A 24,652-nucleotide genomic window follows, 5' to 3' on the forward strand; every position below is an offset into this window, starting at 1 on the left:
ACAATTGCCGCCGTTGCATGACCGGCGATTGCCAGGATCGGCGGCATTCTTCGAGTGGACGGTTTACTGCTCCCCATACCCGGGTAGGGGGGCAAGACGGCTCCCGGGTGTGATGTGCGCTGCAGCTGCCCTACGTAACGTAGTAGGTAGATTCAGACTTTTTCGTTTACGTGATGATTGGGCATCCGTGAGGCACCAAGAGGAGCACAATGTCATCCGCAACGCTCGACTCGATCGATCTATTGAACGAGACGCCGGCCGAAAAGGCCGCGCGGAAACGTCCTGCCCGTGATCGCCATGTCACAGACTTCATTGCGCTGACCGAGCAGGTCCGTGCAGCTGGCTACATGGAGCGCGACATCAAGTGGTACGTGTTGAGGATCGTCCGCCAGAGCATTGGTTACTTGGCCGTGTTGGCGCTATTCCTGACACTGGGCCAGAGCTGGTGGCAGATGGTCACCGCCGTGTTGTTTGCTTTCATGTGTACCCAGACCGCCTTCATTTCACACGACGCCGCGCACCGTCAGGTGTTCGCTTCCGCAAAGAAGAACGCCTGGCTGGCCCGCATTGCCGGCAATCTCTTCGTCGGCCTGAGCTACGGCTGGTGGATGAACAAGCACGGTAAGCACCACCTCAACCCGAACAAGATCGGCGTGGATGGCGACATCGATCCCGGCGCGCTCGTGTTTGACCCCGAGAATGCCGCCAAGCGGACCGGCTTTGCCAAATGGTTTGCTCGCCGCCAGGGTGCCTTCTTCTTCCCGCTGTTGACCCTCGCCGCGCTTGATCTGCACATCGCCGCCGTGAAGCGCGTGCTGGACCGCAAGCAGGTTGTCCCCGAGCGCGCAGCGGAGATCGGACTTCTCGTAGTCCGCCTAGTGCTGCTCCCCGCTTTCACTGTCTGGTTCCTCGGTTGGGGCATCGGCCTGGCATTCGTTGCCGTGCAGATCATGGGCCTTGGCCTGTACATGGGTTGCGCGTTCGCCCCGAACCACAAGGGCATGCCGCTGGTCCCCAAGGACGTCAAGATCGACTTCATGCGCCGCCAGACGCTCATGAGCCGCAACATCTCAGGCGGTTGGTGGGTTGATGTTGGTATGGGTGGCTTGAACTACCAGATCGAACATCACCTGTTCCCCACCATGTCCTCCAAGAACCTGAAGGCCGTCCAGCCCATGGTCCGCGAGTACTGCGCAGAGCGCAACATCGCGTACACGGAAACCACGCTGGGCCAGTCGTACATGATCGTGATGCGTTACCTGAACCGTGTTGGCTTGGGCCAGCGCGATCCGTTCGAGTGCCCCATCACGGCAAGCATGCGCACCGCCCGCTAACGCTGTCGTTTGGGCTAGATTTGGGGCATGACAACTAGCGTCACCCCACCCGTTCTGGCCAGGCTCCGGCTCGCCGCGCAGCTGATCCTCCCAACGTCCACCAGTCCCACACCGGGACCGGTGGACGTTGTGCGTTGGCTGACGGCGCTGCAGGGCCAGGATTTCCCCGGAGCGTTGTTCTCCATCGGATTGCGGTCACCGGGAAGCACCCGCGCCGACGTTGAGGGGGCGTTTAACCGCGGCGAAATTGTCCGCTCTTGGCCCATGCGCGGGACTTTGCATGTCACGCCGGCCGAGGATCTGGGCTGGATACTCTCACTCACCGCCGAGCGAATGATCGCCGGCATGGCATCCCGTCATCGGCAGTTGGATATTACGACGCCGGACGTCGAGAAGGCGCGAGAGCTTGCCATTGCACTGTTGGAACAGTCGGGCGGCCGCGTCACGCGTGAGGGACTCTTTGCCGCCTTTGAGCAGGAAGGGCAAGCGACAAAGACCCAGCGGGGGATTCATCTCTTGTTTATGCTCTGTCTTCAAGGAACGCTGGTGCAGGGTCCCATCAACGGTGGTGCCGGCAACGGTAATACCCAGTTCTTTGTACTCAGCGAAACATGGACCAAGAACCCGCGGGTGCTTGAACGTGAGGATGCGCTGGCAGAACTGGCCCTGCGCTACTTCCGCAGCCACGGCCCCGCTACGCTCAAGGATTTTCAGTGGTGGTCCAAGCTGACGCTGAAAGACATCAGGACAGGGCTCGAGCGGGTAAAGAACCAGCTGGAATCGGTGGAGTGCAACGGGGAGACCTACTGGCAGGCGCCCGAAACCGCTGAGTTGCTGGGTGGCCAAGGCAACAAGAAAACCGTCAACGGCGCCCGCTCCGTGCTCCTGCTCCCCGGCTTTGACGAGTACCTGCTGGGCTACACAGACCGCAGCGCGGCGCTTGCTCCGGAACACGCACCCTTGACGGTGCCGGGCAACAATGGGATGTTCAAGGCGACAGTTGTTGCAGGCGGCAAGGTGGCCGGGACCTGGCGTAAAGCGCAAAGTACAGCTGAAAAACAAAGGCAACGGGCCGGCGTCGTACTTCCGGAATTCTTCACGGAGCTCAGCCCAACCCAGGACAAGGCGCTGGACTCGGCGGCGAAGAAATATGCCACATTCCTCGGGAAATGACAAAGGACGGGCCCGACCATTGCTGGTCGAGCCCGTCCCATTTGCCGGAGTTAGAGCGTGCCGACGGCTATCTTCAGCATGCGGCGCAGCGGCTCGGCGGCACCCCAGAGGAGCTGATCGCCTACGGTGAAGGCGCTGATGTACTCGGGGCCCATCTCCATCTTGCGGATACGGCCCACGGGAACATCGAGCGTGCCGGAAGCGGCCACGGGGGTGAGGTCAGCCATGGAGGCTTCCTTCGTGTTGGGAACCACCTTGGCCCACTCGTTGTCGTTGGCCAGCAGGGACTCGATCTCGGCCACGGAGAGGTCCTCGCGGAGCTTCAACGTCAGGGCCTGCGAGTGGGAGCGCATGGCGCCGATGCGTACGCACAGGCCGTCCATGATGATTTTGTTCTCGGCGGTGGTGCCGAGGATCTTGTTGGTCTCGACCCCGGCCTTCCACTCTTCCTTGGACTGACCGTTGCCCATGTCCGCGTCAATCCAGGGGATCAAGGAGCCGGCCAGCGGTACGCCGAACTGTGAGGAGTCAACGCCTTCGCGCTGGTGGGCCAGGACCTTGCGGTCAATTTCAAGGATGGCCGACGCCGGGTTGTCCAGTTCGCTGGAGACCTCGGAGTTCAGCGTGCCGAACTGGTTCAGGAGCTCGCGCATGTGGCGCGCGCCGCCGCCGGAGGCAGCCTGGTACGTCATGGACGTGCCCCACTCGACGAGGTTGTTCTTGAACAGTCCGCCCAAGCCCATGAGCATGCAGGAAACGGTGCAGTTGCCGCCCACGAAGTCCTTGACGCCGGACGCCAGGCCCGCATCGATGACGGCCCGGTTGACGGGGTCCAGCACGATGATGGAGTCGTTGTTCATGCGCAGCGTGGAGGCGGCGTCCATCCAGAGGCCGTCCCAGCCGCGGTTACGCAGCTCGGTGTGCACGCGAGAGGTATAGTCGCCGCCCTGGGCGGTCACAATAATGGGAAGTTTGGCCAGAGTGTCAATATCAAAGGCGTCTTCGAGCTTGCCGGCATCGCCAGCGCCGGTAATCGTCGGGGCATTGCCACCGGCGTTCGAGGTCGAGAAGAAGACGGGGTTGATATCGCCGAAGTCGCCTTCGTCCTGCATACGCTGCACCAGGACGGAACCGACCATGCCGCGCCAGCCGACAAGGCCGACGGAAGGAACACTGTTATTGGTCATAAGGCCAGTTTAGGTGCTGGGGCGAATCGGGCGAAGTTAGTGTCACTCAGTGAACAAGTCCGACGGTTACTCGGGCGCCTCAAACTCCGTGTCGCCCTTGGCCCACAAGGTGATCCGGTACTCGGTGCCATTCTTGGCCGTGTGCCAACCCTCCGCAGGTGTTGCCCCGCGGAACGACCACTCCTGGCCCAGCGTGGGCGCCTGCGTATCGCCGGCAACATCCGTGTTGATCACCGTGATGACAGCAACATTGCAGTGCTCCTGGGCCTGCGCGTACACCTGCCCACCGCCGATAACCCACACCTCGTTGCCGCCGGGGGAGAACTGCGCCTCAACTAGCGCCTCCTCTACAGAATCAAGAACGACGGCGCCACTCGCCTCAGGCGTGCTGGCCCACGTGGCCTGGCGGGTCACCACGATGTTGGTGCGGTCCGGCAGTGGACGGAACTTCTCCGGGAAGGATTCCCAGGTGCGCCGCCCCATGACCACGGGGTGGCCTGTCGTGACGCGCTTGAAGTGTGCCATGTCCTCGGGCAGGTGCCAAGGCATACCGCCGTCGGCCCCGATAACGCCTTGGTTGGTCTGTGCCCAGATCATGCCAACGATGGGCTGGCTGAAGCGGTAGCTCGCGGGGGTGCTCATACGGCGATCGGTGCCTTAATCGTCGGGTGGTGCTGGTAATCAACCAGTTCAAAGTCTGCAAAGTCGTAATCGAAGATGGAGTCCGGCTTGCGCGTGAAACGCAGCTTCGGGTACGGGTACGGATCGCGCGTCAGCTGCTCGGCGACCTGTTCCAGGTGGTCGTCGTAGATGTGTACGTCGCCGCCGGTCCAGATGAATTCGCCCGGCTCCATGTCCAGCTGCTGAGCGACCATCATGGTCAGCAGCGCGTAGGAGGCAATGTTGAACGGGACACCCAAGAAGGTGTCGGCCGAGCGCTGGTACAGCTGGCAGCTGAGCTTGCCGCGGCCATCTTCGGTCGGGGCAACGTAGAACTGGAAGAAGGCGTGGCACGGCGGCAGCGCCATGTTCTTGAGCTCGCCAACATTCCAAGCCGAGACAATGTGACGGCGCGAATCCGGGTTGCTCGCCAGCGACTCCATGACGGTGGCAATCTGGTCGATGTGCTCGCCGTCCGGCGTGGGCCACGAGCGCCACTGGACGCCATAGACGGGACCCAGCTCGCCGGCGTCGTCCGCCCATTCATTCCAGATCTTCACGCCATTCTCCTGCAGCCACGCCACGTTCGAATCGCCGCGCAGGAACCACAACAGCTCCATGGCGACCGACTTGAAATGCACGCGCTTGGTGGTGATCAGCGGGAAGCTCTCGCTCAGATCAAAGCGCAGCTGGCGGCCAAAAACGCTGCGCGTGCCGGTGCCGGTGCGGTCCGATTTCGCGGTGCCGTTCGCTTTTACATCCCGCAGTAAATCTTCGTATGGGGTCTGGATCTTAGCAGTCACGCCCAACAGTCTACTTCTAGTTGTCTCGCTGGTTCAGGCGCCCCTCGAGCAATGTGACGATTATCCTGCCGTCCAGCCCGGCCCGTTTGCCCTCTTCTATGAGATGTTCGACGGCGGCCATCACCTCCGCGGGCACGTCGGCGTAGTCGGTGGAATAGGCGATCACGGTTCCCTGTCTGCGGTTGGTGGTGACAAGTCCGGCGGCCTCGAGCTCCTTATAGGCTCGGGCCACGGTGCCGGCGGCAACACCGAGGTCGGCGGCGAGGCTGCGAACGGTGGGCAGGCGCGTCCCGGGGCGCAGCTCACCGATAGCAATCAGTGAGGAGATCTGTTTCTGGACCTGTTCATACGGCGGGGTGGCCGTCGCCAGGTCGATGACGATGTGTGTTTCCACGGTGGTCTACTTGCTCACGCTGTGGTTAGTGGGCGCCGTTGGCATGAAGTCGTTCGGGGTGAATCCCTTGACCGGGTAGAAGCACAATACGGCTGCCGCCACGATGAACGCCGCGCCAACCATGACAAGACTGGAATCTGCCGACGGCCCGCCATAGGTGGGTGCCGTGCCGAGATTGATCAGTACTGCTGCTAAAACGGCGAGTAAGCCTCCGGCCGATGTGCGCATGACACGGAAGAGGGAACGTCGGCGTAGGGTGCGGTCCAGCAGCTCGGCTGCATTATTCAGGCCGGGACGACGAATAACAGCAACTGCGGCTCCGGCGCTGACGCCAAGGATAACGAGGGCGCAGAGCAAGGGAATGAGAAAGCGCGGTGAGGAGCGACTAAATCCGGGCCAGTCGTACATCCCGCCCGTGTTCAGGTTAGTTGCGGCAATGAGGGCCGGGATGAGGGCAAGGATGGCCAGGCCAGCGACTATCAGGAGACCGCGAGGGACTGCCGCCTTGAGCTGGGTGCGTGCGGTTCCAGGCCTGGCGTAGTTGTGCCGCAACAAAAGTTCCAGTCCCCAGTGGGCAAGCAGGATAAACACGACGACAAGCGTGAGCGGACCCAACCACCCGAACCACTTCGTCGTCAACAGGCCGACACATAGGCCGACGAGGCCCGCCAGTGGGGTGATGGAAGTAAAGCTGTCGCTGAGCTTGGCGACAGCGAAGCCGTCACCCGAGGCGAGTTTCGAGGAAGTGCCCGGGACATGCAAAATGTTGTATCCGGCGTCGTCCGTGGGGGAGTCGAGGAACGGCGGCTTCCAGAACAACATGGCGACGAGCACTGCCACGTTGAAGAGTCCTATCCAATTTGTAAAGGACAAGACGTCCGAGCCCGGCATTGGCTGTACGAGGTAGTTCCCGGCAATTGCGGCAAGGCCGGACGCTACCGTGGCGCTTACACGTAAAAGTCGGTTGATGCCGATGATCCGCAGCGTCTTATTTTGCTCAGGAGTCAGTGCTTCGAGGGATCTGCGGGAGGTGATGAGCCGCATGACGAGCAGGGTGCCTGCCGCCAACAGGACCAAGGCGAGAGTTAGGACGAGCGCAAGCGGTCCACCGTTCATGCGGCCTGCAGTCCAGGGGCTCATGCTGTCGGGAGCTGGGCTAGTGATGGCCTCAACGCCGGGACTAGCAGCCACAAGGGGCATGACGGCTGCGCTGAGCAAGAAAACGCCAAGGACAGTCCAGCCAAGGGCGTTGGGCACGTAGTCGCGGATCCTGCGGAATTCTAGAACGGCCGTGCGCTTGGTGGCCTTCGGTGCCGGCCACGTTGCTTGTCCGATGGCATGGACGCTTACGACTGCCACCACGGGAGCGAAGATCGCAAACCAAGGAATGGCGTGCCAGTGACTGGGGTAGAACATGTGGGAATCGTAGATGCCGGCGCGGTTGGCACCGGCCAGGCTGCTGAATGCCCATGCAATGAAACCCGTCCACAGGGCGTGCCTGCGGATGTACTCAAGGGATTTGGATGCGGCGCTGGTCCACACGAACAGGCGTAGAGCCAGGTAGGCCACCACGACGACAACGACGCCGACCGTCCCTATAAGGACGAGACGTTCCATCCAATTGACGCCAAACATATGCTGCCCCCAAAACTCCGGAATCTTTGTACGGAGCGTACGGTACAAAGATTCCAGGGGAAAGGGGGCGAGTGATCGAAACAGCAGATATTGCGAAATGGTGCCCCGATGCAACTCGAGGGTGCAGATCACGGGACTTCCGGGTCTGGAAGTCGCTTGATCTGCACCCTCGGTTTACTCAGGCGCTATTACTTCGACAGGAGATCCGTGTGGTGCGCTTCCACGACGTTCGGGTGGGCGCGGAAGCGGTAGCGGAGGGCGTTGTCACCGTAGGTTTCCAGGATGGGGCTATTTCCGGGATCGGCAGAAACGCCGCGGGCTTTGGCCTGAAACTCCGGGCTGACCGCAAGCTGGGGCATGGTCGCGTCCAGTGCCGGGTTGTAGAAGAACGGCAGGGAGATTCGGTCCGTCCCTCGTAGGGGAGAAATGACGCGGTGCAGGGTGGCCTTGAGGTAGCCATTCGTGGCCAGCTCCAGCATCTCGCCAATATTGACCACAAACGTTCCAGGTACCTGAGGGGCGTCGATCCACTTGCCCTGGTATTCCACCTGAAGCCCACCCTTGTCGGGTTCAACAAGCAGGAGAGTCAGGACGCCGCCGTCACGGTGTGAACCCACGCCCTGTACGGGATCAGGGTTGGACTCACCTGGGTAACGGACAATCTTCAGCATCGGGAAGGCGTGCTCTGCGAAAGCGGCGTCAAAGGTGTTCTCCGGGGCGCCGAGAGAAACAGCAAGCGCTCGCAGGAGGTCGAGGGAGATCGCGCTGAGGCGTTCGGTCCACTCGGAAACAACGGAGCGCATCTCCGGCAGCCCTTCCGGCCAGAGATTGGGTCCTTCAAGGCGCCAGTAGTCCGGAACTCCGTCGCCGGGTGCCACCGTATCGCGCTCTACGCCGATGTCGATCTGTTCGCGCCAGTCAACGCCACCATCGGTGATTTCGCCACCCATACGGGTGTATCCGCGGAACTGCGGGCTGTTTACATTTTCAACGGCCAGCTTGAGATCGTCGGGGAGGTCAAAGAAGCGACGGGAAATTTCCAACATGGAGTCCGTTAGCTCCTGCGGAATGCCATGGCCGCCCAAGTAGAGGAAGCCGACCTCGTGCATGGCGTCGCGCAATTCATTGCGGAATGCGGTGGCTTCTTCAGCTCCGGCGCTGAGGCGGGAGAAATCGAGGACTGGCAGTGAATCTAGTGACGGCATGCTTTATATCCTTTGCGGTAACGTTGGCAAGCTGAATCCCTTATTCAGTCCAACATTACGCAGCTTTTGTCCTCTATGACGAAGAAGATGTCGAAATACTACGGTTGGTGCATGAAAAATGCCCGGAACATCGCACTATGCGATGTTCCGGGCATTGGTCGATAGCCGCGGCTATCTCAGGTCTCAACGAAGTCGATGGCTAATCCTCAAAGGGCTTGTGCTGCTCCAGGGCAACGATCCGTCCTGGATCTGCGAGTGACACGTGGACCAGAAGCACCTCGCCGGGGGCCAAATGCGGATCGTGCAGTGGAAGCGAATCAGCCATATCCCGGGGCATCCGTTTGGCAAGCGTCGCCAGAACGGTGGGCAGCACCGGCCTATGGGTGCACAGGGCCGTTGCGCTGTTACGCGTCAGGAGCTTTTCAACCACAGCCTCAACCTTGGCAGGGTGACGCTTGTGATCTGCCTCGGTCAGCCAGGACACCACCTTCACCTTGGCCTTCGTTGCCTGGGCGTAAGGGGAAATTGTGGAGATGCAGCGCATCCAACCGCTCGTATAGATCCGCCCTGGATGCCACGACATCAGCAACCGCTGCAGGTATAAAGCCTGGCGCTTACCGGTTGCAGCCAGGGGCCGTTCACCTTCGGCGCGGGTCCATGCCGCCCGGGGCTTGGCCTTGGCATGTCTGACAATCAACAGCGGCCACGTGCTCAAGGATTCGGACTCGTAGGCGGCCACCAGTGCATCGAGTGGTTCCACATCGGAGGGGTTGGAAAGCAGGCCCCGGGCCTTGTTGGGGCTGCACCAAATGACGGAGTCCACTTCTTTCCCGTCCGCGATGGCTGGCATGTCATCGGCGGATGAAGCCCAGTAGTGAACTTCCTTCACGCCCGGCTTTACGGCATAGCGAATGGAGGGTAGCGGAATGCCCAAGGTGATGGGCAGGCCAACCTCTTCAAAGACTTCCCGTACAGCGCATTCGGGCAGCGTCTCGCCCTTGTCCAACTTGCCCTTGGGCCATGACCAATCGTCATAGCGTTGGCGATGAATCAGCAGAACTTCCAGCTTCTTCTTCTTGACCCGCCAGCACAGGGCGCCAGCAGCGTAGACGGAGGCAGTGGAGCCTGCGTCGATTTCGTCTTCTAGGTGTTCAGTGGTGCGCATTACCGGAGCAGTGTTGATCGCGGACGTGAACGGTTGGCGAGCAACCACGACTGGACATCAAGCAAGGGATTTCCCTCGGCGTCTTGGTGGTGGCGTTGCCACTCGCCCTCGTTGTCCAGATGCCAACTGGCGGTTCCTGGATCAAGATAGCGGGTGAGCAACGCGTTCACATCGGCAATATCGTCCTTGTTGGAGAGCTTCACGAGCGCCTCAACCCTACGGTCAAGGTTGCGGTGCATCATGTCTGCCGAACCGATGTAGACGATGGGATCTCCGCCATTGGCGAAGGTAAACACACGCGAATGTTCAAGGAAACGGCCAAGGACGGAGCGGACGGTGATGTTCTCGCTCAGCCCGGGAACTCCCGGACGCAGCGAACAAATGCCGCGCACAATCACGCCGACGTCCACACCGGCCTGAGACGCCCGGTAGAGGGAGTCAATGATGGCTTCATCCACCATCGAGTTGACCTTGATGCGAACCTTGGCAGGCAGCCCGGCCTTCTTATTGGCAATCTCGGCGTCAATGCGCTCGATCAAACCCGAACGAACCGAGCGCGGAGCAACCAGCAGCCTGTCAAAGGATGTCTTTGGCGCGTACCCGGAGAGCAGGTTGAACAGCTTCGAGAGGTCCTCACCCACCTGGTTGTCGGCCGTCAGCAGACCCAGATCCTCGTAGTACCTGGCCGTGCGCGGGTGGTAGTTGCCTGTTCCAATATGGCAGTAGCGGCGGAGTCCGTCCTGTTCCTGACGCACCACAAGGGAAAGCTTGCAGTGGGTCTTCAGGCCCACAATGCCGTAGACCACGTGCACTCCGGCCTGCTCAAGCTTGCGCGCCCAGGAGATATTGGCCTGCTCATCAAAGCGGGCCTTGATTTCAACGAGAGCCAGAACCTGCTTGCCAGCCTCCGCGGCATCAACGAGTGCGTCCACGATGGGTGAGTCACCCGAGGTCCGGTAGAGGGTCTGCTTGATGGCGCGGACCTTGGGATCGGCAGCGGCCTGCTCCAAGAATGCCTGAACCGAGGTGGAGAAGGCATCGTAGGGGTGGTGCAGCAGAATGTCCCGACGGCGCATGGCCGCAAAGACGTTGGCCGCCTTGGACGTTTCAGAGGCATTCAGGTCCCGCGATGTGTGCGCTACATGCTTGGGGTAACGCAGATCCGGCCGGTCGATGCCGCCGATGATGGACAATCCGCGCAGGTCAAGGGGCGCAGGGAGGAAATATACTTCGGTTTCTTCAACATCGAGTTCACGCACCAGCAGCTCAAGGATGCTCGGGTTGATGTCGGTAGCCACTTCGAGACGAACGGGAGGCCCAAACTTGCGGCGCAACAGTTCCTTCTCCAGCGCTTGCAGAAGGTTCTCGGCGTCGTCCTCTTCAACCTCGAGGTCTTCGTTGCGGGTTACCCGGAAGGTGTGGTGTTCCACAATCTCCATGCCAGGGAACAGCTGGTCGAGGTGTTCGGCAATGACTTCTTCCAAGGGGATGAAGCGGGCAACCCTGCCGGGGACCGTGCCGGCGCGGGCGCCGTCGAGGGATACAAGGCGCGGCAGCAGGTCCGGGACCTTCAGGCGGGCAAAGAGTTCCTTGTCGCTGACGGGGTTGCGCACCACAACGGCAAGGTTCAGGGACAGCCCGGAGATGTAAGGGAAGGGGTGCGCGGGGTCGACGGCCAGAGGCGTCAGCACCGGGAACATCTTCTCGGCAAACATCTTGGACAACTGGACCTTGGAAGGATCATCCAGCTCGTCCCAGTGCACCAGGTGAATGTGCTCGTAGGCCAAGGCAGGGCGAATCTGGCTGGCAAAAACGTGGGCGTGCCGTGATTGCAGCTCGTGGGCGGCGTCGCTGATCTGCTCCAAAACCTCCAGCGGGCTCAGGCCAGCTGGCGATGGCACAGCCAATCCTGCGGCGATGCGGCGCTTGAGGCCGGCTACGCGCACCATGAAGAACTCATCAAGGTTGGAGGCGAAGATGGACAGGAAGTTCACGCGTTCCAGCAGCTGCAGATCGGGATCTTCAGCCAGCTCAAGCACACGGGAGTTGAATGCGAGCCAGCTCAGCTCGCGGTCAAGGAACCGGTCTGGGCTGATATCGCCCTCGGGAATGAGCGTTGGCTCAAACTCGGGGATCTCAATTCGGTCTTGGGTGGCTCGGGAAGCTGGAACCTCGCCGGCACTAAATCGTTCCCGGCCGTTGGTCACCGCCAGGTTCGCTGTTCCCTTGTAATCGCGCTTCATCAGCAAGTCCTCATAGTTGGTACTGCGTTTGCATCAAAATTTGTATCAACCCTGCAAGCCGCAGGTGCTCAAATTATGCCGACATGGGGCCGTACATGACGTCGGAATCCCACTTGGAGAATCCCAGTTTGCGGTACAGCGCCACAGCAGCTTCATTGTCCGCGTCAACGTAAAGCATAATGGCGCTCAGCCCCGCTTTATGCAGGTGGTCGATTCCCTGACGGGTCAACACCTTGCCCAAGCCCAGTCCCTGCGCAGCCGGGGTCACGCCCACAACATAGACCTCGCCGATAGCCGCCTGTCCTGAACGTGCATGGTGGACCTTGGTCCAGTGGAAGCCCAGGATCTCGTCATCGGCGCCAACGGCGAGGAAGAACCCTGCCGGATCAAACCAGTCCTCGGCCATGCGGGCCTGTAGATCGGCCAAAGTCATGGAGCCCTGTTCCGGGTGGTGCGCGAAAGCCGCCGCATTGGCGGCCAGCCACGCTTCCTCGTCTTGGTGCGGGATGAACGTGCGCAACGTCACGCCGTCGGGCGTTGGGTAGTCAGCCGTGTCGGTGCTCGTGCCAGCGGACGACGGCGTCTGCCGGGCCAAGCGCATGCGCCACAGTTCGCGGATGGCCCGGTACCCGTAGCTGGCCGCCAAATCTGCGGCAGCCTCATGGTCGCCGTGGGACCAAGCCTTGATCCCTTGCAGGCCTCTGACCTCGACAAGCTTGTCGGCGAGGATGGCGCCAACACCTTCGTTGCGGTAGGAGGGGTGCACGGCAATTTCAAGCACGCCTTCGCTGCCGTTCAGCACCACAACGGCCACGCCGGCCAAGTCCTCACCATCTGTAGGTGAGGCGTCTTCAGGTGCGTAGGTGAGCAGTGTGAGGACCGAGTGGGGTCCGGCCACGGTGGCTTTGAGTTCCACCAGTGTCTGCTCTGAGAACGGCGGGTTGCCGTCGGCGTCCTCGGCCGCGTCAATCACCGTCTGGATCTCACGCAGGAGCTCGGGCCCGGGTGCGCCGGGGATCACGGTCACTGGCCAGCTGTCAGTCTTTGCGGGGCTCATAAGCACAGCCTAGTGGGGGTGCATGCGCGAATGCGAGACTCGGCGGGCATCGATCGTGTCTAGGACAAAGTCAAACTTCGGCAAACCTCAGCATCAAGGGCGGCATCAGGGGGTCAATTTGCGTGTCGGTGCGGAGGTGACATACAGTTTGGGAGCAGCATCGCCCAGTTTTAGCGGGTGTTGTTACGAGGGGGATGCACCAGTGGGGTGTGCTCGATACGTTCGACCCGTATGTCCTCCACCAACAAGTAGGGCCCGAATCCGTCACGGATTCGGGCCCTACTTTTTTGCGGCGTTCTTTTTGAGGTGTTCTTGCGGCGCTCTTAGGCGTCGGTGAGCGCGCCGTCGTTCAATTGAGAAACGGTGAGCCGGTAGCCAACGTTGCGCACGGTACTGATCAGGTTCTCATTTTCGGAGCCAAGCTTGGCGCGCAGGCGACGGACGTGAACGTCCACGGTGCGGGTGCCTCCGTAGTAGTCATAGCCCCAGACCTCATTGAGCAGCTGGGCCCTTGTGAAAACACGGCCAGGATGTTGGGCCAGGTACTTGAGAAGTTCGAATTCTTTGTACGTAAGGTTCAGTGCGGTGCCGTGGACGCGAGCCGTGTAGCTGTCCTCATCGATGACGATGCCAGCGGCGTGGATTTCTTGATTGGTTTCGTCATCGGCGTTGGCCGCACGGGTGACCGCCAAGCGGATCCGAGCCTCAACCTCGGCAGGGCCAGCAGATTCAAGAATGACGTCGTCCGCCGCCCAAGATGCGGTCACAGCGGCCATGCCGCCCTCGGTCAGGACCAACACCAAAGGAACATTGACTCCAGTGGCACGCAACAACTGCGTCAAGGAACGGGCGCTGGCCAGATCCTTGCGGGCATCAACCATGATGAGATCCGAGGGCTTTGCGTCAAGCAGGGCGGTCGGGACTGCGGGAAGGATGTGGACGGTGTGGCTTAAAAGTTCCAGGGCAGGCAGAACATCCACGGAACTGCCGTGGTTGTTGGTCAGCATTAAGATCTGCGACATGACTTCCTTACAAAGTACTAAAAACGCGCATCTTTGAGCGACGAACCAACTGCAAACCCTGCAATGGCAGGAATACCAGAAATCAAGACGCCCCGCCCGCAGGGTTGTTCCACAGTGTACCGGCAGAATAGGGCAGGATTGATGTGTGAAGTCATCTACAGCCGGACTTATTGGAATCACCGCACTTGCGCTATTGGTGTCTGGGCACTACTTGGGACTTGGGTACTCGGTGGGTGTAAGCATCGCCCTTTCAGTCATCTTTGGTTACGGGTGGCCCCATTATTTGGGAATTCCAGCCAAGAAAACTCTCGGCACCATCATTGCCCTCGCTGGTGCGGGTGCCTCTCTCAGTGTTGGGCTGACCGCGGGAACCGAATACCTGATGTGGACGCCCATCTACATCGCCTTGGGTTTCGGCGCCATCATGGTTGTTCAGATCATCCGAGGCACGGGTCAAAAGCACAGGTTAGAGTCCACGCTCGGCTCTGGAGCCGGCGTACTCATAGCCGGACTTGCCTGCGGATGGGTGGCATCACTGAGGTATCTGGGCGAACCTGGCCTGACCCTCATTGTGGGAATTAGTGCCGCCGTTGCACTACTTGCCAGCATGCTGCCATGGCCCGACCGGGCCTTGTCTCCGCTGGCCATTGGCCTGGCGGGATTGGCTGGGCCTCTTGCCGCGCTACTTTTTTCCGATGTCCGCGTTCTGCCTGCCATGGTTCTCGGAATCCTTGCCGGTGCCGTGATCGCAGCCTTCCACCGGCTGCGGACTCTGTCCGGTGCACCGGAGCGGTTTATTGGTGTTGTGGCAGCGTCACTCGCCCCGCTTTTGCCGTTGGGCTCCCTGCTGTACCTCGTGGAAAAAATACTTCTGCCCTAGGCCCCGCGTCAGTTGGCGTCGAGTCGTGAAAAAACACCGCCAGAACATTGTTAGGATGGCACCATGAGCGTACTTGCCTTGGAAATTTTCTTCATCTGCCTTCTGGCTGTCGCCGGCGTGACCATGGCATGGTTTGCCGGACTGGTGGTGTGGCGTCTCTTCAAGGGTCAGCAGTAACCTGCCATGCCTATTGAGATACCCACTGACCTGACCCCGGAACTTGTTCCGCTGTCCTGGCTGCTTGGCACCTGGACAGGTGCCGGGCGACTTGGTGCTGGCGAGGACGATTCGGAATACTTCACCCAGACGGTCACCTTTGCCTCCAACGGTTTGCCGTACCTGCAGTACACCGCCGAGTCATGGTTGACCGACGAGCACGGCACAGTCTTGCGCCCGCTGTCTGTCGAGACCGGCTTCTGGCAGCTGGATCGGCCCTTGAATGATTCCGACGGCGGACCCGGCCTAGTCCCGGCCGATATTGTTCCGGCTCTCCGCACCGCGGACGACGTCGAAGCCCTGCGCAATGCCGAGGGTGGCTTCGACATCATGGCGAACATTGTTCACCCCGGAGGCATCTCCGAGCTGTACTACGGAACCATCAAGGGCCCCCAGATTCAGCTCTCCACTGACGCCGTCATGCGCGGAGCCGGAGCCAAGGAATACACCGCAGCAACCCGCATCTTCGGGCTCGTCAACGGCGATCTCTACTGGCGCTGGGACGTTGCCGCGCATGGCAAGGCCCTCTCCGCCCACGCCTCCGCTGCCCTTCGCAAGGCTGCCTCCTAACTTTCATAAGTCCGTTGACCCGTCAGATAAGGCCGCTCTGAACATTCAGAGCGGCCTTATCTGACGGGTCAATGCTGCAGCACGGCTCTACTGCGCTGTATTGAGCTCCATTGCGCGGAATAGGTCACTAGAAGAAGGCGTTGGAACCGTTATGAGCTATTTGAGTCCCTTGTTAAACCGTTCCGGTGCCGTGCAAGCTGGCGGTCTTGATGCGGGTGTGGCCGCTCACTATGGTGACCCCAACCGCGAACAGCGCCTGCTGGCTGGGTACCTCGGGAAGCCGGGGTCCGCCGTCGTCGATCTTTCCCATCGGGGAATTGTCACAGTGACAGGTCAGGATCGGCTGAGCTGGCTCAACACCTTGTCCTCCCAGGCGCTCACGCAGCTGCCGACGGGAGTAGGCACGGAGCTGCTGCTGCTGACGATTCAGGGTCGCATTGAGTTCGATGCCCGTGTTGTCGACGACGGCGAAACCACGTGGTTGATCGTTGAGACCGCCGAGGCGGAGCCGCTCGCAACATGGCTCACCTCCATGAAGTTCATGTTGCGCGTTGAAATTGCTGATGTTTCCGCTGACTGGGCAGTGCTTAGTTCGGTCACCGAGGTTCCGGAGTGGAACGATTTCCTGGTGTGGGTTGATCCGTGGCCGCACGTCGGTGCCGGAGGCTACAGCTATGCGGCAGTCACGGAAGCGGAACACCCAGGTCTTGAACGTCCGTGGCGCGAATATCTGGTCCCGGCAGCCTCGTTGGTCGACGTCGTCGGAGATCGTCCGCTTGCCGGAGTGTGGGCCGCAGAAGCGCTACGGCTGGCTGCCTGGCGTCCGCGCCGGGGCGCCGAGACGGATGAGAAAACCATCCCCCATGAGTTGGACCTGCTCCGTACGGCCGTTCATTTGGCCAAGGGATGCTACAAGGGTCAAGAGACCATAGCTCGAGTGCATAACCTTGGACGGCCCCCGCGCCGCCTTGTGTTCCTACAGTTGGACGGTTCCCTGCATACGCTGCCCGCACCCGGCAGCGAGGTCATATTTGAGGACCGCGTGGTTGGCACCGTCACCTCCGTGGCGCAGCACTTTGAGATGGGTCCCATTGCGCTGGCGTTGATCAAGCGTTCGGTGGACCCGGACGCGGTGCTCAGTGTCAATGACAACGGTGAAATGTACCCGGCCAACCAGGAAATTATCGTAGCCACCGATGCCGGCCAAGTGGTTGGCAGGCAGTCAGGGTTCTTGCGCACTCCGCGCTAACTGCGGTCTACATCACCCAAGAATCCTCTTGTGCGCGCCTATTCCACGTGGAATACTTCTCGTGGAATAGATGAAGGGTTTCTGCGCCATGACACGGAATACGCCGCTGACACCACTGGGCATATCGGCCTTGGGATTGCTCGTTGAACGGCCCATGCATCCATATGAGATGTACCAGGTGCTTATGCAGCGCCACGAAGATCGAATAGTAAAAGTCCGCCCGGGCACGCTCTATCACGCAGTCGGCCGGCTGGCAGCTGACGGTTTAGTGGAGCCGCTTGGAACGGAACGGGACGGCAATAGGCCCGAACGCACCACCTACGCAATCCTTCCCGCAGGCAGGGACGCACTTAAAAGCCGGGTAGAGGATTTACTGTCCACCCCGGTCAATGAATATCCATGCTTCCCACAAGCTCTCGACGCGGCGAATAATCTGCCGGCGGCTGCTGTTATTGGGCTCATGGAACAACGGTTGGATCACCTGCAAGCGCAGGTGACGGCCTTGGAAACGGGCGTCGCACAGGCCGCGGCCAATGGTGTTGAGCCGAGATTATTGATCGATGCCGACTATCAACAGACCTTGCTAAATGCAGAAATAAAGTGGGTCGGCCAACTTTGCTCCGATATTGCCTCAGGTGCTTTGCCTTGGTGAATACACTGCTCCCACGCACGACTCAAGATTAAGGAAATCCATGGAAACCGTGGAAAAACCGTGGCCCGCGTTATGGGCGCTCGTACTGGGATTCTTCATGATTCTTGTCGACTCCACCATCGTCTCGGTGGCCAATCCCAAGATCATGGAGGGCCTGAATACTGACATTAACTCGGTCATCTGGGTCACCAGCGCGTACCTGTTGGCCTACGCCGTACCGTTGCTTGTCACCGGCCGTCTTGGCGACAAGTATGGCCCCAAAAACCTATACCTCATTGGGCTGACGGTCTTTACCCTTGCCTCCCTGTGGTGTGGATTCTCCGACAACATCGGCATGTTGATTGTGGCCCGTGTGGCACAGGGACTCGGTGCGGCGTTGATGACGCCCCAGACCATGGCCGTCATCACCCGCATCTTCGCCCCGGATAAGCGTGGACCCGCCATGGGGCTGTGGGGTGCCACCGCGGGCGTTGCCATGCTGGTTGGCCCCATCCTTGGCGGCGTCTTGGTTGACGGCCTCGGCTGGGAATGGATCTTCTTTGTCAACGTCCCTGTTGGCGTGATCGCGTTTGTTTTGGCTTGGCGCCTGGTCCCCAAGCTCAAAACCCATGCGCACAAGTTTGACCTTCTGGGTGTCCTCTTGAGCTCCCTCGGGCTGTTCCTTCTGGTCTTTGGTATCCAGGAAGGCGCCACCTACGATTGGGGAACCATTAAGGGGCCCGTGACCGTATGGGGCATGATCATCGCCGGGATCGTCTTCCTGGTCGCCTTCGTTTGGTGGCAGGCCGTCAACAAGGGCGAGCCATTGGTGCCCCTGCATCTGTTCAAGGTACGCAATTTCTCCCTTGCCAATACCGCCATCACGGCTATGGGATTCAGTGTCACGGCCATGAGTTTGCCGCTGTTCTTCTACTACCAGTTGGTGCGCGGCATGAGCCCAACGCAGTCCGCGCTGATGATGATCCCCATGGCCCTTGCTTCAGGTGTTTTGGCGCCATTCGTCGGCAAGCTGGTGGACGTGGTCAATCCCCGATACGTAGCTTTCACCGGTTTCATCCTGATGGCTGTATCCCTTGCCTGGACCTCAGCGCTCATGAGCCCGGACACTGCCATTTGGCTCTTCCTGCTTCCCAGCGGCCTGCTCGGCATCGCAAGTTCGGGCATTTGGGCGCCGCTTTCGACGACGGCGACCCGTAACCTTGCCCCGCGCGAAGCCGGCGCGGGTGCTGGCATCTACAACACGACACGTCAGATTGGTGCCGTTCTGGGTAGCGCGGCCATCGCCGCCTTGATCTCAGCCCGGCTGGCCGCCGAGATGCCTGCAGGCGCAGGGTCAGGCATGCAGGATGCCGCAGGCCAGTTGCCGGAGGCCCTGCGGGCAGGTTTCTCGACCGCCATGGCGCAGTCTATATTGCTGCCAGCAGCGGTGGTACTGGTGGGCGCAGCCGTGGCCATCATGTTTGCCAAGCCGCGTCCGATAGATGCTATATATGCCGGTTTTGATGGGGCTGGAGAGAAACCCGAGTCTGCAGGCCAGCAACACTAAGCCCCAAGCCAGTTGCCAAGGCATGGGCCGGGGCGTTGTTGATGTCGGCCTGGAATTGCACAATGAGTCCGGCGGCCAGGGCTTCGTGGGCTGCGATGCTTGTCGCCAACCGGCCCGTTCCCTGCCTCCGGAACTCTGGTGCAACTAGGGTTCCCAAGTGCGCCAGCAGCCCTTGGTACTCGCCGTAGGCGCTACAGGCGAGGGGTCCGGCGTCGGGCTCGCCTGAGGTCATGATCGTGAACTTATGTGCCAGGCGGGCCAAGCCCACATCGTTGACGTCGTCGGGCGGGCAAAGGGCTTCCAGCGCGTCAATGGGGGCCTCATCGGTGGACACATGGACGGTGTGTTCGGGCTGGTGCAGCTCCAGGTCATCGGCGTAGTAGAGGGCCTCTGTGCCAAGGCCCCGGCCACCAAAGTCCCGCGTGAGACGCAGCATGGTGGCGTGGTCGCTGAGTTCGTCGTCGTCCAAACTTTCCGCGGCCTTGAGTAGCGGTGCCGGTCCGGTCAGCACAGACTTGTCCCACAGGCGCAGGAAGGTGAGTGTTTCCGTTTCTGTTGGGTGCGTGATTCTGGTTCCGTCTGCACCGGCAAGAAGAGAATCTGTGGGCAGCTGAAGTCCGCGTTCCCAGGCCAGGAACACGATGGGCGCGGAGGCAAGATCAAAGGTCATGGATTAAACGGTAACGCCCCTACAGCTAGGTTGCTGTAGGGGCGCCTCGATGTGGGCCTAGCCGAAGAGGATAGCGGCTTCTTCGTAGCGGTGCTGCGGAACCGTCTTCAGGTTACCCAGTGCGGCGTCGAAGGGAACATGCTCGATCTCGGTGCCCTTGAGGGAAACCATGGTGCCCCAACGCTCTTCGACAACCGAGTCAACCGCTGCCATGCCAAGACGGGTGGCCAGCACGCGGTCAAAGCTGGAGGGAACGCCTCCGCGCTGGATGTGACCAAGGATGGTGGCACGGGTTTCGATGCCTGTCCGGGCCTCGATCTCCGGGGCAAGCTGCTCCGAGATGCCGCCGAGGCGAGGGCGGCCAAAGGTGTCGAGGCCACGCTCGGAGTGTGCCGAGTCCTGGTGGTCGGGGACAAAGCCCTCAGCAACCACCACCAGCGGCGCACGTCCGCGATCGTGGGCTTCCTTGACCCACTCAACGATCTGATCCATGCTCGTGTTCTGCTCCGGGATCAGGACGGCGTGTGCACCGGTGGCCATACCGGCGTGCAAAGCAATCCAGCCAACGTGGCGGCCCATGACCTCGGCGATCATGCAGCGGTGGTGCGATTCGCCGGTGGTGCGCAGGCGGTCGATTGCCTCGGTGGCGATCTGTACGGCCGTATCAAAACCAAAGGTGTAATCCGTGGCGTCAAGATCATTGTCAACGGTCTTGGGAACGCCGACGATCTTCAGGCCCGCATCCGTCAGCCGGCGGGCAGCGGCGAGGGTTCCTTCGCCACCGATGGCGATCAACGCGTCAACGCCAAGGCGCTCCATGTGGGCCTTGATGACCTCGGGGCCACCATTTCCCTCGAAGGGGTTGGTGCGGGAGGTGCCCAAGATGGTGCCGCCCTGCTTGGAAATACCGCGAACCATCTGGCGGGGGAGGTCCATAACATCGCCCTCCACAACGCCGCGCCAGCCGTCACGGAAGCCAACAAATTCGTGGCCGTAGCTCTTGATGCCTTTGAGAACGATTCCACGGATAACGGCGTTCAGGCCCGGGCAGTCGCCGCCGCTGGTGAGAATTCCAATCTTCATGTGTATCTAGGTCCTTCGAGGGTGTGTCTAATGGGGTTTGAGCGCACCATTGAGCTCCTCATAGAGAACATTCTAGACGCTCATGTGATCCCGGCAACTTTACGCCCAACCCGTGGACTTCCTCTGCTATGGCTGCTTTTTGCCTAGCAGCTTCACGGCGCCACCGGCAACCATGGCCACACCTGCGCCCAGCAGGAGCCACATGGCCGTTTGCCCAGCGTCCAAATCCAGCCCTGCCTGGTTCATGACAATGATCAAAATACCAAGGACAAGCACGACGGCGCCCCAGACTATGGTGCCAACTCTCGCCGGGTGGCTGGTCGGTGAGGTGGCCTCCGGGTTCTGCGACGGCAGCGGGACTGTGGGGTTGTTCATGATTTGCTCCGTGGGGGTAGTTGTTGGTTCTGAGGTTGCGAGGTGCGGGTCCACGGCGGTCACTTCCCGTCCACCGTGATGACGTCGATGCTGCTGGCTGCACCCTCCAGCGTTATGACAATCCCCTTCCCGGTGGCATCCGGATTGATCTCGGTGGTGGACTCTTCGGCGAGTGCACCGCCGTCGTCCTTGCCATTGATGGTCAGGGATGCCGCGGCAAGTTCGCTCTTGATGGTTACGGGGATGTTGGCGGGTACCTTAATGGTGACGCTGGCCGCGACTGCCCTGATGGGAACTTGAAGGTCGTCGCCTAGGAATGAGGTACTGCCGAGCTGGGTGAGGTCAAACGTTCCGTTGCCCATCACCACGGTCCTCCCGGCCTCCGCGGCCGTGCTGGTGGCGGGGGTCCAACTGACGTCGTTGAATGCTGTGAGAGGTCCGGCGTGAGGGGGAACGCTAAACAGGCCGGCGAAGACCAATGCGATGACGGCAAAGGTGCCCAGACCGCCGGCGGAGCGGCCCATGAAACCGGCTATCACGATCGCAATTGCTGCCGTGATGGCGGCTGCCGCGGCGGCGACGCTGGCTTGGTAGCCGTGAAGGTCGATCACGGACGTTGCGTCCATGAGGAGAACTGCGGCACCGACGATTGCGGCCAGGCCCAGCGTCAGCAGGCTGGCGGCGGCCCCCAGCCGCGGCGCGGTCTTTACCGGTTGGCGCTTGACATACATCTGTGGATTCGGCGCAAAGGGCTGTGTGGGAGCGTAGCCGCCCCCGGCAGGGGAGAACGCCGAAGGGGAGAACGCAGGATGGGAGAACGAAGTGGGGGAGTCCGGTGCGGGGGCATTGACGTACGGGCGGGGCTGCTGCGCAGGGCGAGTTCCGTCTATGGACTTGCCGTTGTTGATAGCCCAGTAGATGAGCCACGCAATGCCGCCAATTAAGAACAGCGGCCAGGGGAACCAGCCGTCCTCACCGCCAAAGATGAAGCCTTGGCCGGGGCCAACAAACCCCAGCAGGGTCAGGATGGCCGCGCCCGTCATTCCGGTTGACCAGCGACCACGGCCCACTTCCTCAACATGGATTCGTCCGTCGGGTTCGGGCAGGAGGGCCCAGGCCACGCCGTAGGCGAGAAGTCCGACGCCGAAGAACAGTGTCAGGACTACGGCAAGGCCGCGCACAATCACGGGATCGATGCCCCACTTGTTGGCAAGGCCGCTACAGACACCGCCTATCCAGCGGTTGCTTCCGCGCTGGATGCCGAGGCCGCGAAGCCATTGGAAGAATTTAGCCGAATCCGCATCGCTCGCGGGCCTGTTCTGTTCGGGGAGGGGAGTTTCCGGTTCCGGAGCCGCCGCGGGGCCGGCTGGAAGATCTGGGGTTTCTGGAGAATTGTTCATAGTTCAATAGTGTCGCCCGGCCGGATGCCTTGCCATCGGGGGTGACCCTGAAAGAACCCTGAAGGACCCCCGGGAAGCACTGCGGGTGGGGCATTCTCGTGTTTGGATTGATTCATGAGCGCAAAGATGTACCGATCCCAAGAGCGAATTATTGCCGGGGTATGCGGTGGCCTGGCCGAACACCTTGGAATCAAGGTGGGACTCGTACGCGCCATCTTGATTGGCACCAGCTTCTTCTTCGGAGCTGGGCTGGTGTTCTATGGCTGGTTGTGGCTCCTGGTACCTATGGCGGGTGAGAAGCCGGCAGAGGGCAGTGTTTTGCTCGACGCCGATGGCAATCCGCAGCTCAAGTTGTTCCGCCCAGCTTTGGGAACCGTCACTGAGGGAACACCGGCGGAAGAGAACGGACGCAAGAAACTCTCGATTGGGTTCAAGGATGTGCTCATCGGGGGATGCCTTGTCATAGCGGCCATCATTGTGTTTGGCCAGCAGATGGGCGGGAATCTTCACCTTGGCAACCTGATTCCCTTGCTGGTGATCATCCTTGGTGCCGTGTTGGCCTGGATGCAGTTGGACAATACGCGCAGGGTGGGCCTGCTCAGCGCAGCGAAGATGAACACCCCCATGGCCCTGCTTCGTCTAGGCGGTGGGATCGCGTTGGTGATCACCGGTGTCATTGTGATCGTTGCGGGCTCCGGCTCGTGGCAGCTGATGTGGGCCTCGGTGGTAGCGTCCTTGGCCGTGCTTGCCGGAGTCGCCCTCGTTCTGGCCCCGTGGGCCTTGAAGTTCTGGCGCGAATTTCAAGACGAACGGGCTGGGCACATCCGTGAATCCGAACGGGCCGAAATCGCCGCACACCTGCATGATTCGGTGCTGCAAACGCTGGCTTTGATTCAAAAAAACGCCAACTCCGCCACAGACGTTACGCGGTTGGCCCGGGCCCAGGAACGTGAATTGCGTGAGTGGATTTACCAAGACAATGAACATAGTTCCGGGGCCCTTGTTGAGCGCGTCAAGGCCGTGTGTGCAGAGGCGGAAGATCTCTATGGCCAGGCCGTGGAGGTTGTGGCCGTGGGGGATACCGAGCTGACGGATCGGGGGAACGCCCTGATTCAGGCCGTTCGGGAGGCCGTCATGAACGGCGTGCGGCACGGTGGAACCACTGTTTCGGTTTACGTTGAAGCCGGACCCAAGGGCGTGGACGTGTTCGTCAAGGACCGCGGCCCAGGCTTTGATGTCACCACTGTGCCGGTGGACAGGCTGGGAGTCCGGGAGTCCGTCGTCGGCCGTATGCAGCGCAACGGTGGGACGGCTGAGATCATTAGTTCAGCCGAAGGAACTGAGGTTCGGCTGCACCTGCCTATCGAAACACCAGCAACAGAGGAAGCTAAATGACAATGCCGGCAACGCCCATCAGGGTTGTGATAGTTGACGACCACGCTATCTTCCGGTCGGGACTCAAGGCCGACCTTTCCCCGGATATTTCTGTTCTGGCCGAGGCTGCCACCGTCGAGGAGGCCATCGCGGCGGTCACGACCCAGCAACCCGACGTGGTCTTGCTCGATGTCCACCTGCCAGGCGGCCGCGGACAAGGTGGGCGTGAAGTGATTGCCGGCTGTGCCGCGCTGCTTGGCACCACCAAATTCCTGGCCCTGAGCGTCTCTGATTCTGCCGAAGATGTGGTCTCGGTGATCCGGGCCGGTGCCCGGGGATACGTCACGAAATCCATTTCCGGGGCGGAAATTTCAGATGCTGTCCGCCGGGTTGCAGGCGGTGACGCCGTGTTTTCGCCCAGGCTTGCCGGTTTTGTACTTGATGCCTTCGGCACGGCCGAGGTTGCCGTGGAGGATGAGCTGGACAGGCTTTCCGCACGTGAACTCGAGGTCATGCGCCTGATTGCGCGCGGCTACTCCTACAAGGAGGTAGCGAAGGCGTTGTTCATCTCGATCAAGACCGTGGAAACCCACGTCTCGGCCGTGCTTCGCAAGCTGCAGCTGTCCTCGCGCCACGAACTGACCCGCTGGGCCGCGGACCGCCGCCTGCTTTAGGAGATCCGTGACATTATGCGCCGAACCCGCCGTCAGTTCTGCGCATAGCGTGATTCGACTGCCATTATGCGCGGAACCCACCGCC

The 24,652-nt window shown here is 60.9% G+C and carries 23 protein-coding genes; 9 read left to right on the plus strand and 14 right to left on the minus strand.

The features are described 5' to 3' along the window. Positions 1-209 precede the first annotated feature (209 nt). Together ACP7B9_RS00875 and ACP7B9_RS00880 are read left to right on the plus strand one after the other, a co-directional pair. Positions 210-1,334: a fatty acid desaturase family protein gene (locus ACP7B9_RS00875; RefSeq protein WP_425859906.1), complete on the plus strand. Its 1,125-nt coding sequence runs from the start codon at positions 210-212 to the stop codon at positions 1,332-1,334. A gap of 27 nt (positions 1,335-1,361) precedes the next feature. Further along, complete coding sequence (locus tag ACP7B9_RS00880; RefSeq protein WP_425859908.1) at positions 1,362-2,507, plus strand: winged helix DNA-binding domain-containing protein; 1,146 nt, start codon at positions 1,362-1,364, stop codon at positions 2,505-2,507. Between the two features lie 50 nt (positions 2,508-2,557). Here the strand turns inward: ACP7B9_RS00880 and asd are convergent, their stop codons facing one another. From asd to ACP7B9_RS00930, 10 genes are all read right to left on the minus strand, one after another. After that, positions 2,558-3,694 carry an aspartate-semialdehyde dehydrogenase gene (asd, locus tag ACP7B9_RS00885; RefSeq protein ID WP_425859910.1) on the minus strand — a complete coding sequence of 379 codons (1,137 nt, stop codon included), beginning with the start codon at positions 3,692-3,694 and terminating at the stop codon, positions 2,558-2,560. Positions 3,695-3,760: 66 nt separating this feature from the next. Continuing rightward, a complete protein-coding gene (locus ACP7B9_RS00890) occupies positions 3,761-4,336 on the minus strand; it encodes a dihydrofolate reductase (protein WP_425859912.1) in 576 nt (191 codons plus the stop codon). Then, a complete protein-coding gene (locus ACP7B9_RS00895) occupies positions 4,333-5,157 on the minus strand; it encodes a thymidylate synthase (RefSeq protein WP_425859913.1) in 825 nt (274 codons plus the stop codon). The genes ACP7B9_RS00890 and ACP7B9_RS00895 overlap by 4 nt, the downstream gene beginning before the upstream one ends. Before the next feature lie 16 nt (positions 5,158-5,173). Next, positions 5,174-5,551 (minus strand): GntR family transcriptional regulator, encoded by a 378-nt coding sequence (locus ACP7B9_RS00900; RefSeq protein WP_425859915.1) that lies wholly within the window; start codon positions 5,549-5,551, stop codon positions 5,174-5,176. Positions 5,552-5,557: 6 nt separating this feature from the next. Beyond that, positions 5,558-7,168: a hypothetical protein gene (locus ACP7B9_RS00905; protein ID WP_425859917.1), complete on the minus strand. Its 1,611-nt coding sequence runs from the start codon at positions 7,166-7,168 to the stop codon at positions 5,558-5,560. Positions 7,169-7,374: 206 nt separating this feature from the next. Beyond that, entirely contained in the window at positions 7,375-8,391 is a 1,017-nt protein-coding gene (locus ACP7B9_RS00910; protein ID WP_425859919.1) for an isopenicillin N synthase family dioxygenase, read from the minus strand. Positions 8,392-8,590: 199 nt separating this feature from the next. Further along, the gene (locus ACP7B9_RS00915) at positions 8,591-9,556 is read right to left on the minus strand and encodes an NUDIX hydrolase (protein ID WP_425859921.1); all 966 of its coding nucleotides are present in this window, start codon (positions 9,554-9,556) and stop codon (positions 8,591-8,593) included. Next, entirely contained in the window at positions 9,556-11,799 is a 2,244-nt protein-coding gene (locus ACP7B9_RS00920; protein ID WP_425859923.1) for an RNA degradosome polyphosphate kinase, read from the minus strand. Before ACP7B9_RS00920 ends, ACP7B9_RS00915 begins: the two co-directional genes overlap by 1 nt. Before the next feature lie 73 nt (positions 11,800-11,872). Further along, positions 11,873-12,856, minus strand: coding sequence for a mycothiol synthase (gene mshD, locus ACP7B9_RS00925; RefSeq protein WP_425859924.1), 984 nt, complete (start codon positions 12,854-12,856; stop codon positions 11,873-11,875). A gap of 323 nt (positions 12,857-13,179) precedes the next feature. Then, positions 13,180-13,878 (minus strand): winged helix-turn-helix transcriptional regulator, encoded by a 699-nt coding sequence (locus tag ACP7B9_RS00930; protein ID WP_425859926.1) that lies wholly within the window; start codon positions 13,876-13,878, stop codon positions 13,180-13,182. 145 nt (positions 13,879-14,023) lie between these two features. Between ACP7B9_RS00930 and ACP7B9_RS00935 the strand changes: the two genes are divergently transcribed. The 5 genes from ACP7B9_RS00935 (at position 14,024) to ACP7B9_RS00955 (ending at position 18,991) form a co-directional block, all read left to right on the plus strand. Continuing rightward, complete coding sequence (locus ACP7B9_RS00935; RefSeq protein WP_425859928.1) at positions 14,024-14,758, plus strand: permease; 735 nt, start codon at positions 14,024-14,026, stop codon at positions 14,756-14,758. Positions 14,759-14,941: 183 nt separating this feature from the next. Further along, positions 14,942-15,544 (plus strand): FABP family protein, encoded by a 603-nt coding sequence (locus ACP7B9_RS00940; protein ID WP_425859930.1) that lies wholly within the window; start codon positions 14,942-14,944, stop codon positions 15,542-15,544. Between the two features lie 151 nt (positions 15,545-15,695). Beyond that, positions 15,696-16,793, plus strand: coding sequence for a YgfZ/GcvT domain-containing protein (locus ACP7B9_RS00945; protein ID WP_425859931.1), 1,098 nt, complete (start codon positions 15,696-15,698; stop codon positions 16,791-16,793). 88 nt (positions 16,794-16,881) lie between these two features. Continuing rightward, positions 16,882-17,445 carry a PadR family transcriptional regulator gene (locus ACP7B9_RS00950; RefSeq protein WP_425859933.1) on the plus strand — a complete coding sequence of 188 codons (564 nt, stop codon included), beginning with the start codon at positions 16,882-16,884 and terminating at the stop codon, positions 17,443-17,445. 40 nt (positions 17,446-17,485) lie between these two features. Next, positions 17,486-18,991 (plus strand): MFS transporter, encoded by a 1,506-nt coding sequence (locus ACP7B9_RS00955; protein WP_425859935.1) that lies wholly within the window; start codon positions 17,486-17,488, stop codon positions 18,989-18,991. On the opposite strand, the gene ACP7B9_RS00960 is transcribed toward ACP7B9_RS00955, so the two are convergent. The 4 genes from ACP7B9_RS00960 to ACP7B9_RS00975 all read right to left on the minus strand — a co-directional run bounded on the left by ACP7B9_RS00960 (position 18,930) and on the right by ACP7B9_RS00975 (position 22,519). Beyond that, complete coding sequence (locus ACP7B9_RS00960; protein ID WP_425859937.1) at positions 18,930-19,661, minus strand: GNAT family N-acetyltransferase; 732 nt, start codon at positions 19,659-19,661, stop codon at positions 18,930-18,932. The genes ACP7B9_RS00955 and ACP7B9_RS00960 overlap by 62 nt on opposite strands. A 57-nt stretch (positions 19,662-19,718) precedes the next feature. Further along, the gene (locus ACP7B9_RS00965) at positions 19,719-20,744 is read right to left on the minus strand and encodes a 6-phosphofructokinase (RefSeq protein WP_425859939.1); all 1,026 of its coding nucleotides are present in this window, start codon (positions 20,742-20,744) and stop codon (positions 19,719-19,721) included. A 126-nt stretch (positions 20,745-20,870) separates the two neighbouring features. Next, complete coding sequence (locus ACP7B9_RS00970) at positions 20,871-21,119, minus strand: hypothetical protein (RefSeq protein WP_425859941.1); 249 nt, start codon at positions 21,117-21,119, stop codon at positions 20,871-20,873. A 59-nt stretch (positions 21,120-21,178) separates the two neighbouring features. After that, positions 21,179-22,519 carry a PspC domain-containing protein gene (locus ACP7B9_RS00975; protein WP_425859943.1) on the minus strand — a complete coding sequence of 447 codons (1,341 nt, stop codon included), beginning with the start codon at positions 22,517-22,519 and terminating at the stop codon, positions 21,179-21,181. A 114-nt stretch (positions 22,520-22,633) separates the two neighbouring features. Here ACP7B9_RS00975 and ACP7B9_RS00980 point away from each other — a divergent pair, with 114 nt between their 5' ends. After that, positions 22,634-23,914: a PspC domain-containing protein gene (locus tag ACP7B9_RS00980; protein WP_425859944.1), complete on the plus strand. Its 1,281-nt coding sequence runs from the start codon at positions 22,634-22,636 to the stop codon at positions 23,912-23,914. Further along, positions 23,911-24,567 carry a LuxR C-terminal-related transcriptional regulator gene (locus ACP7B9_RS00985; protein WP_425859945.1) on the plus strand — a complete coding sequence of 219 codons (657 nt, stop codon included), beginning with the start codon at positions 23,911-23,913 and terminating at the stop codon, positions 24,565-24,567. The genes ACP7B9_RS00980 and ACP7B9_RS00985 overlap by 4 nt, the downstream gene beginning before the upstream one ends. Positions 24,568-24,652: the final 85 nt, after the last annotated feature.

Origin of the sequence: Arthrobacter sp. TWP1-1, from assembly GCF_049897845.1 — a bacterium.
Lineage (GTDB): Bacteria > Actinomycetota > Actinomycetes > Actinomycetales > Micrococcaceae > Specibacter.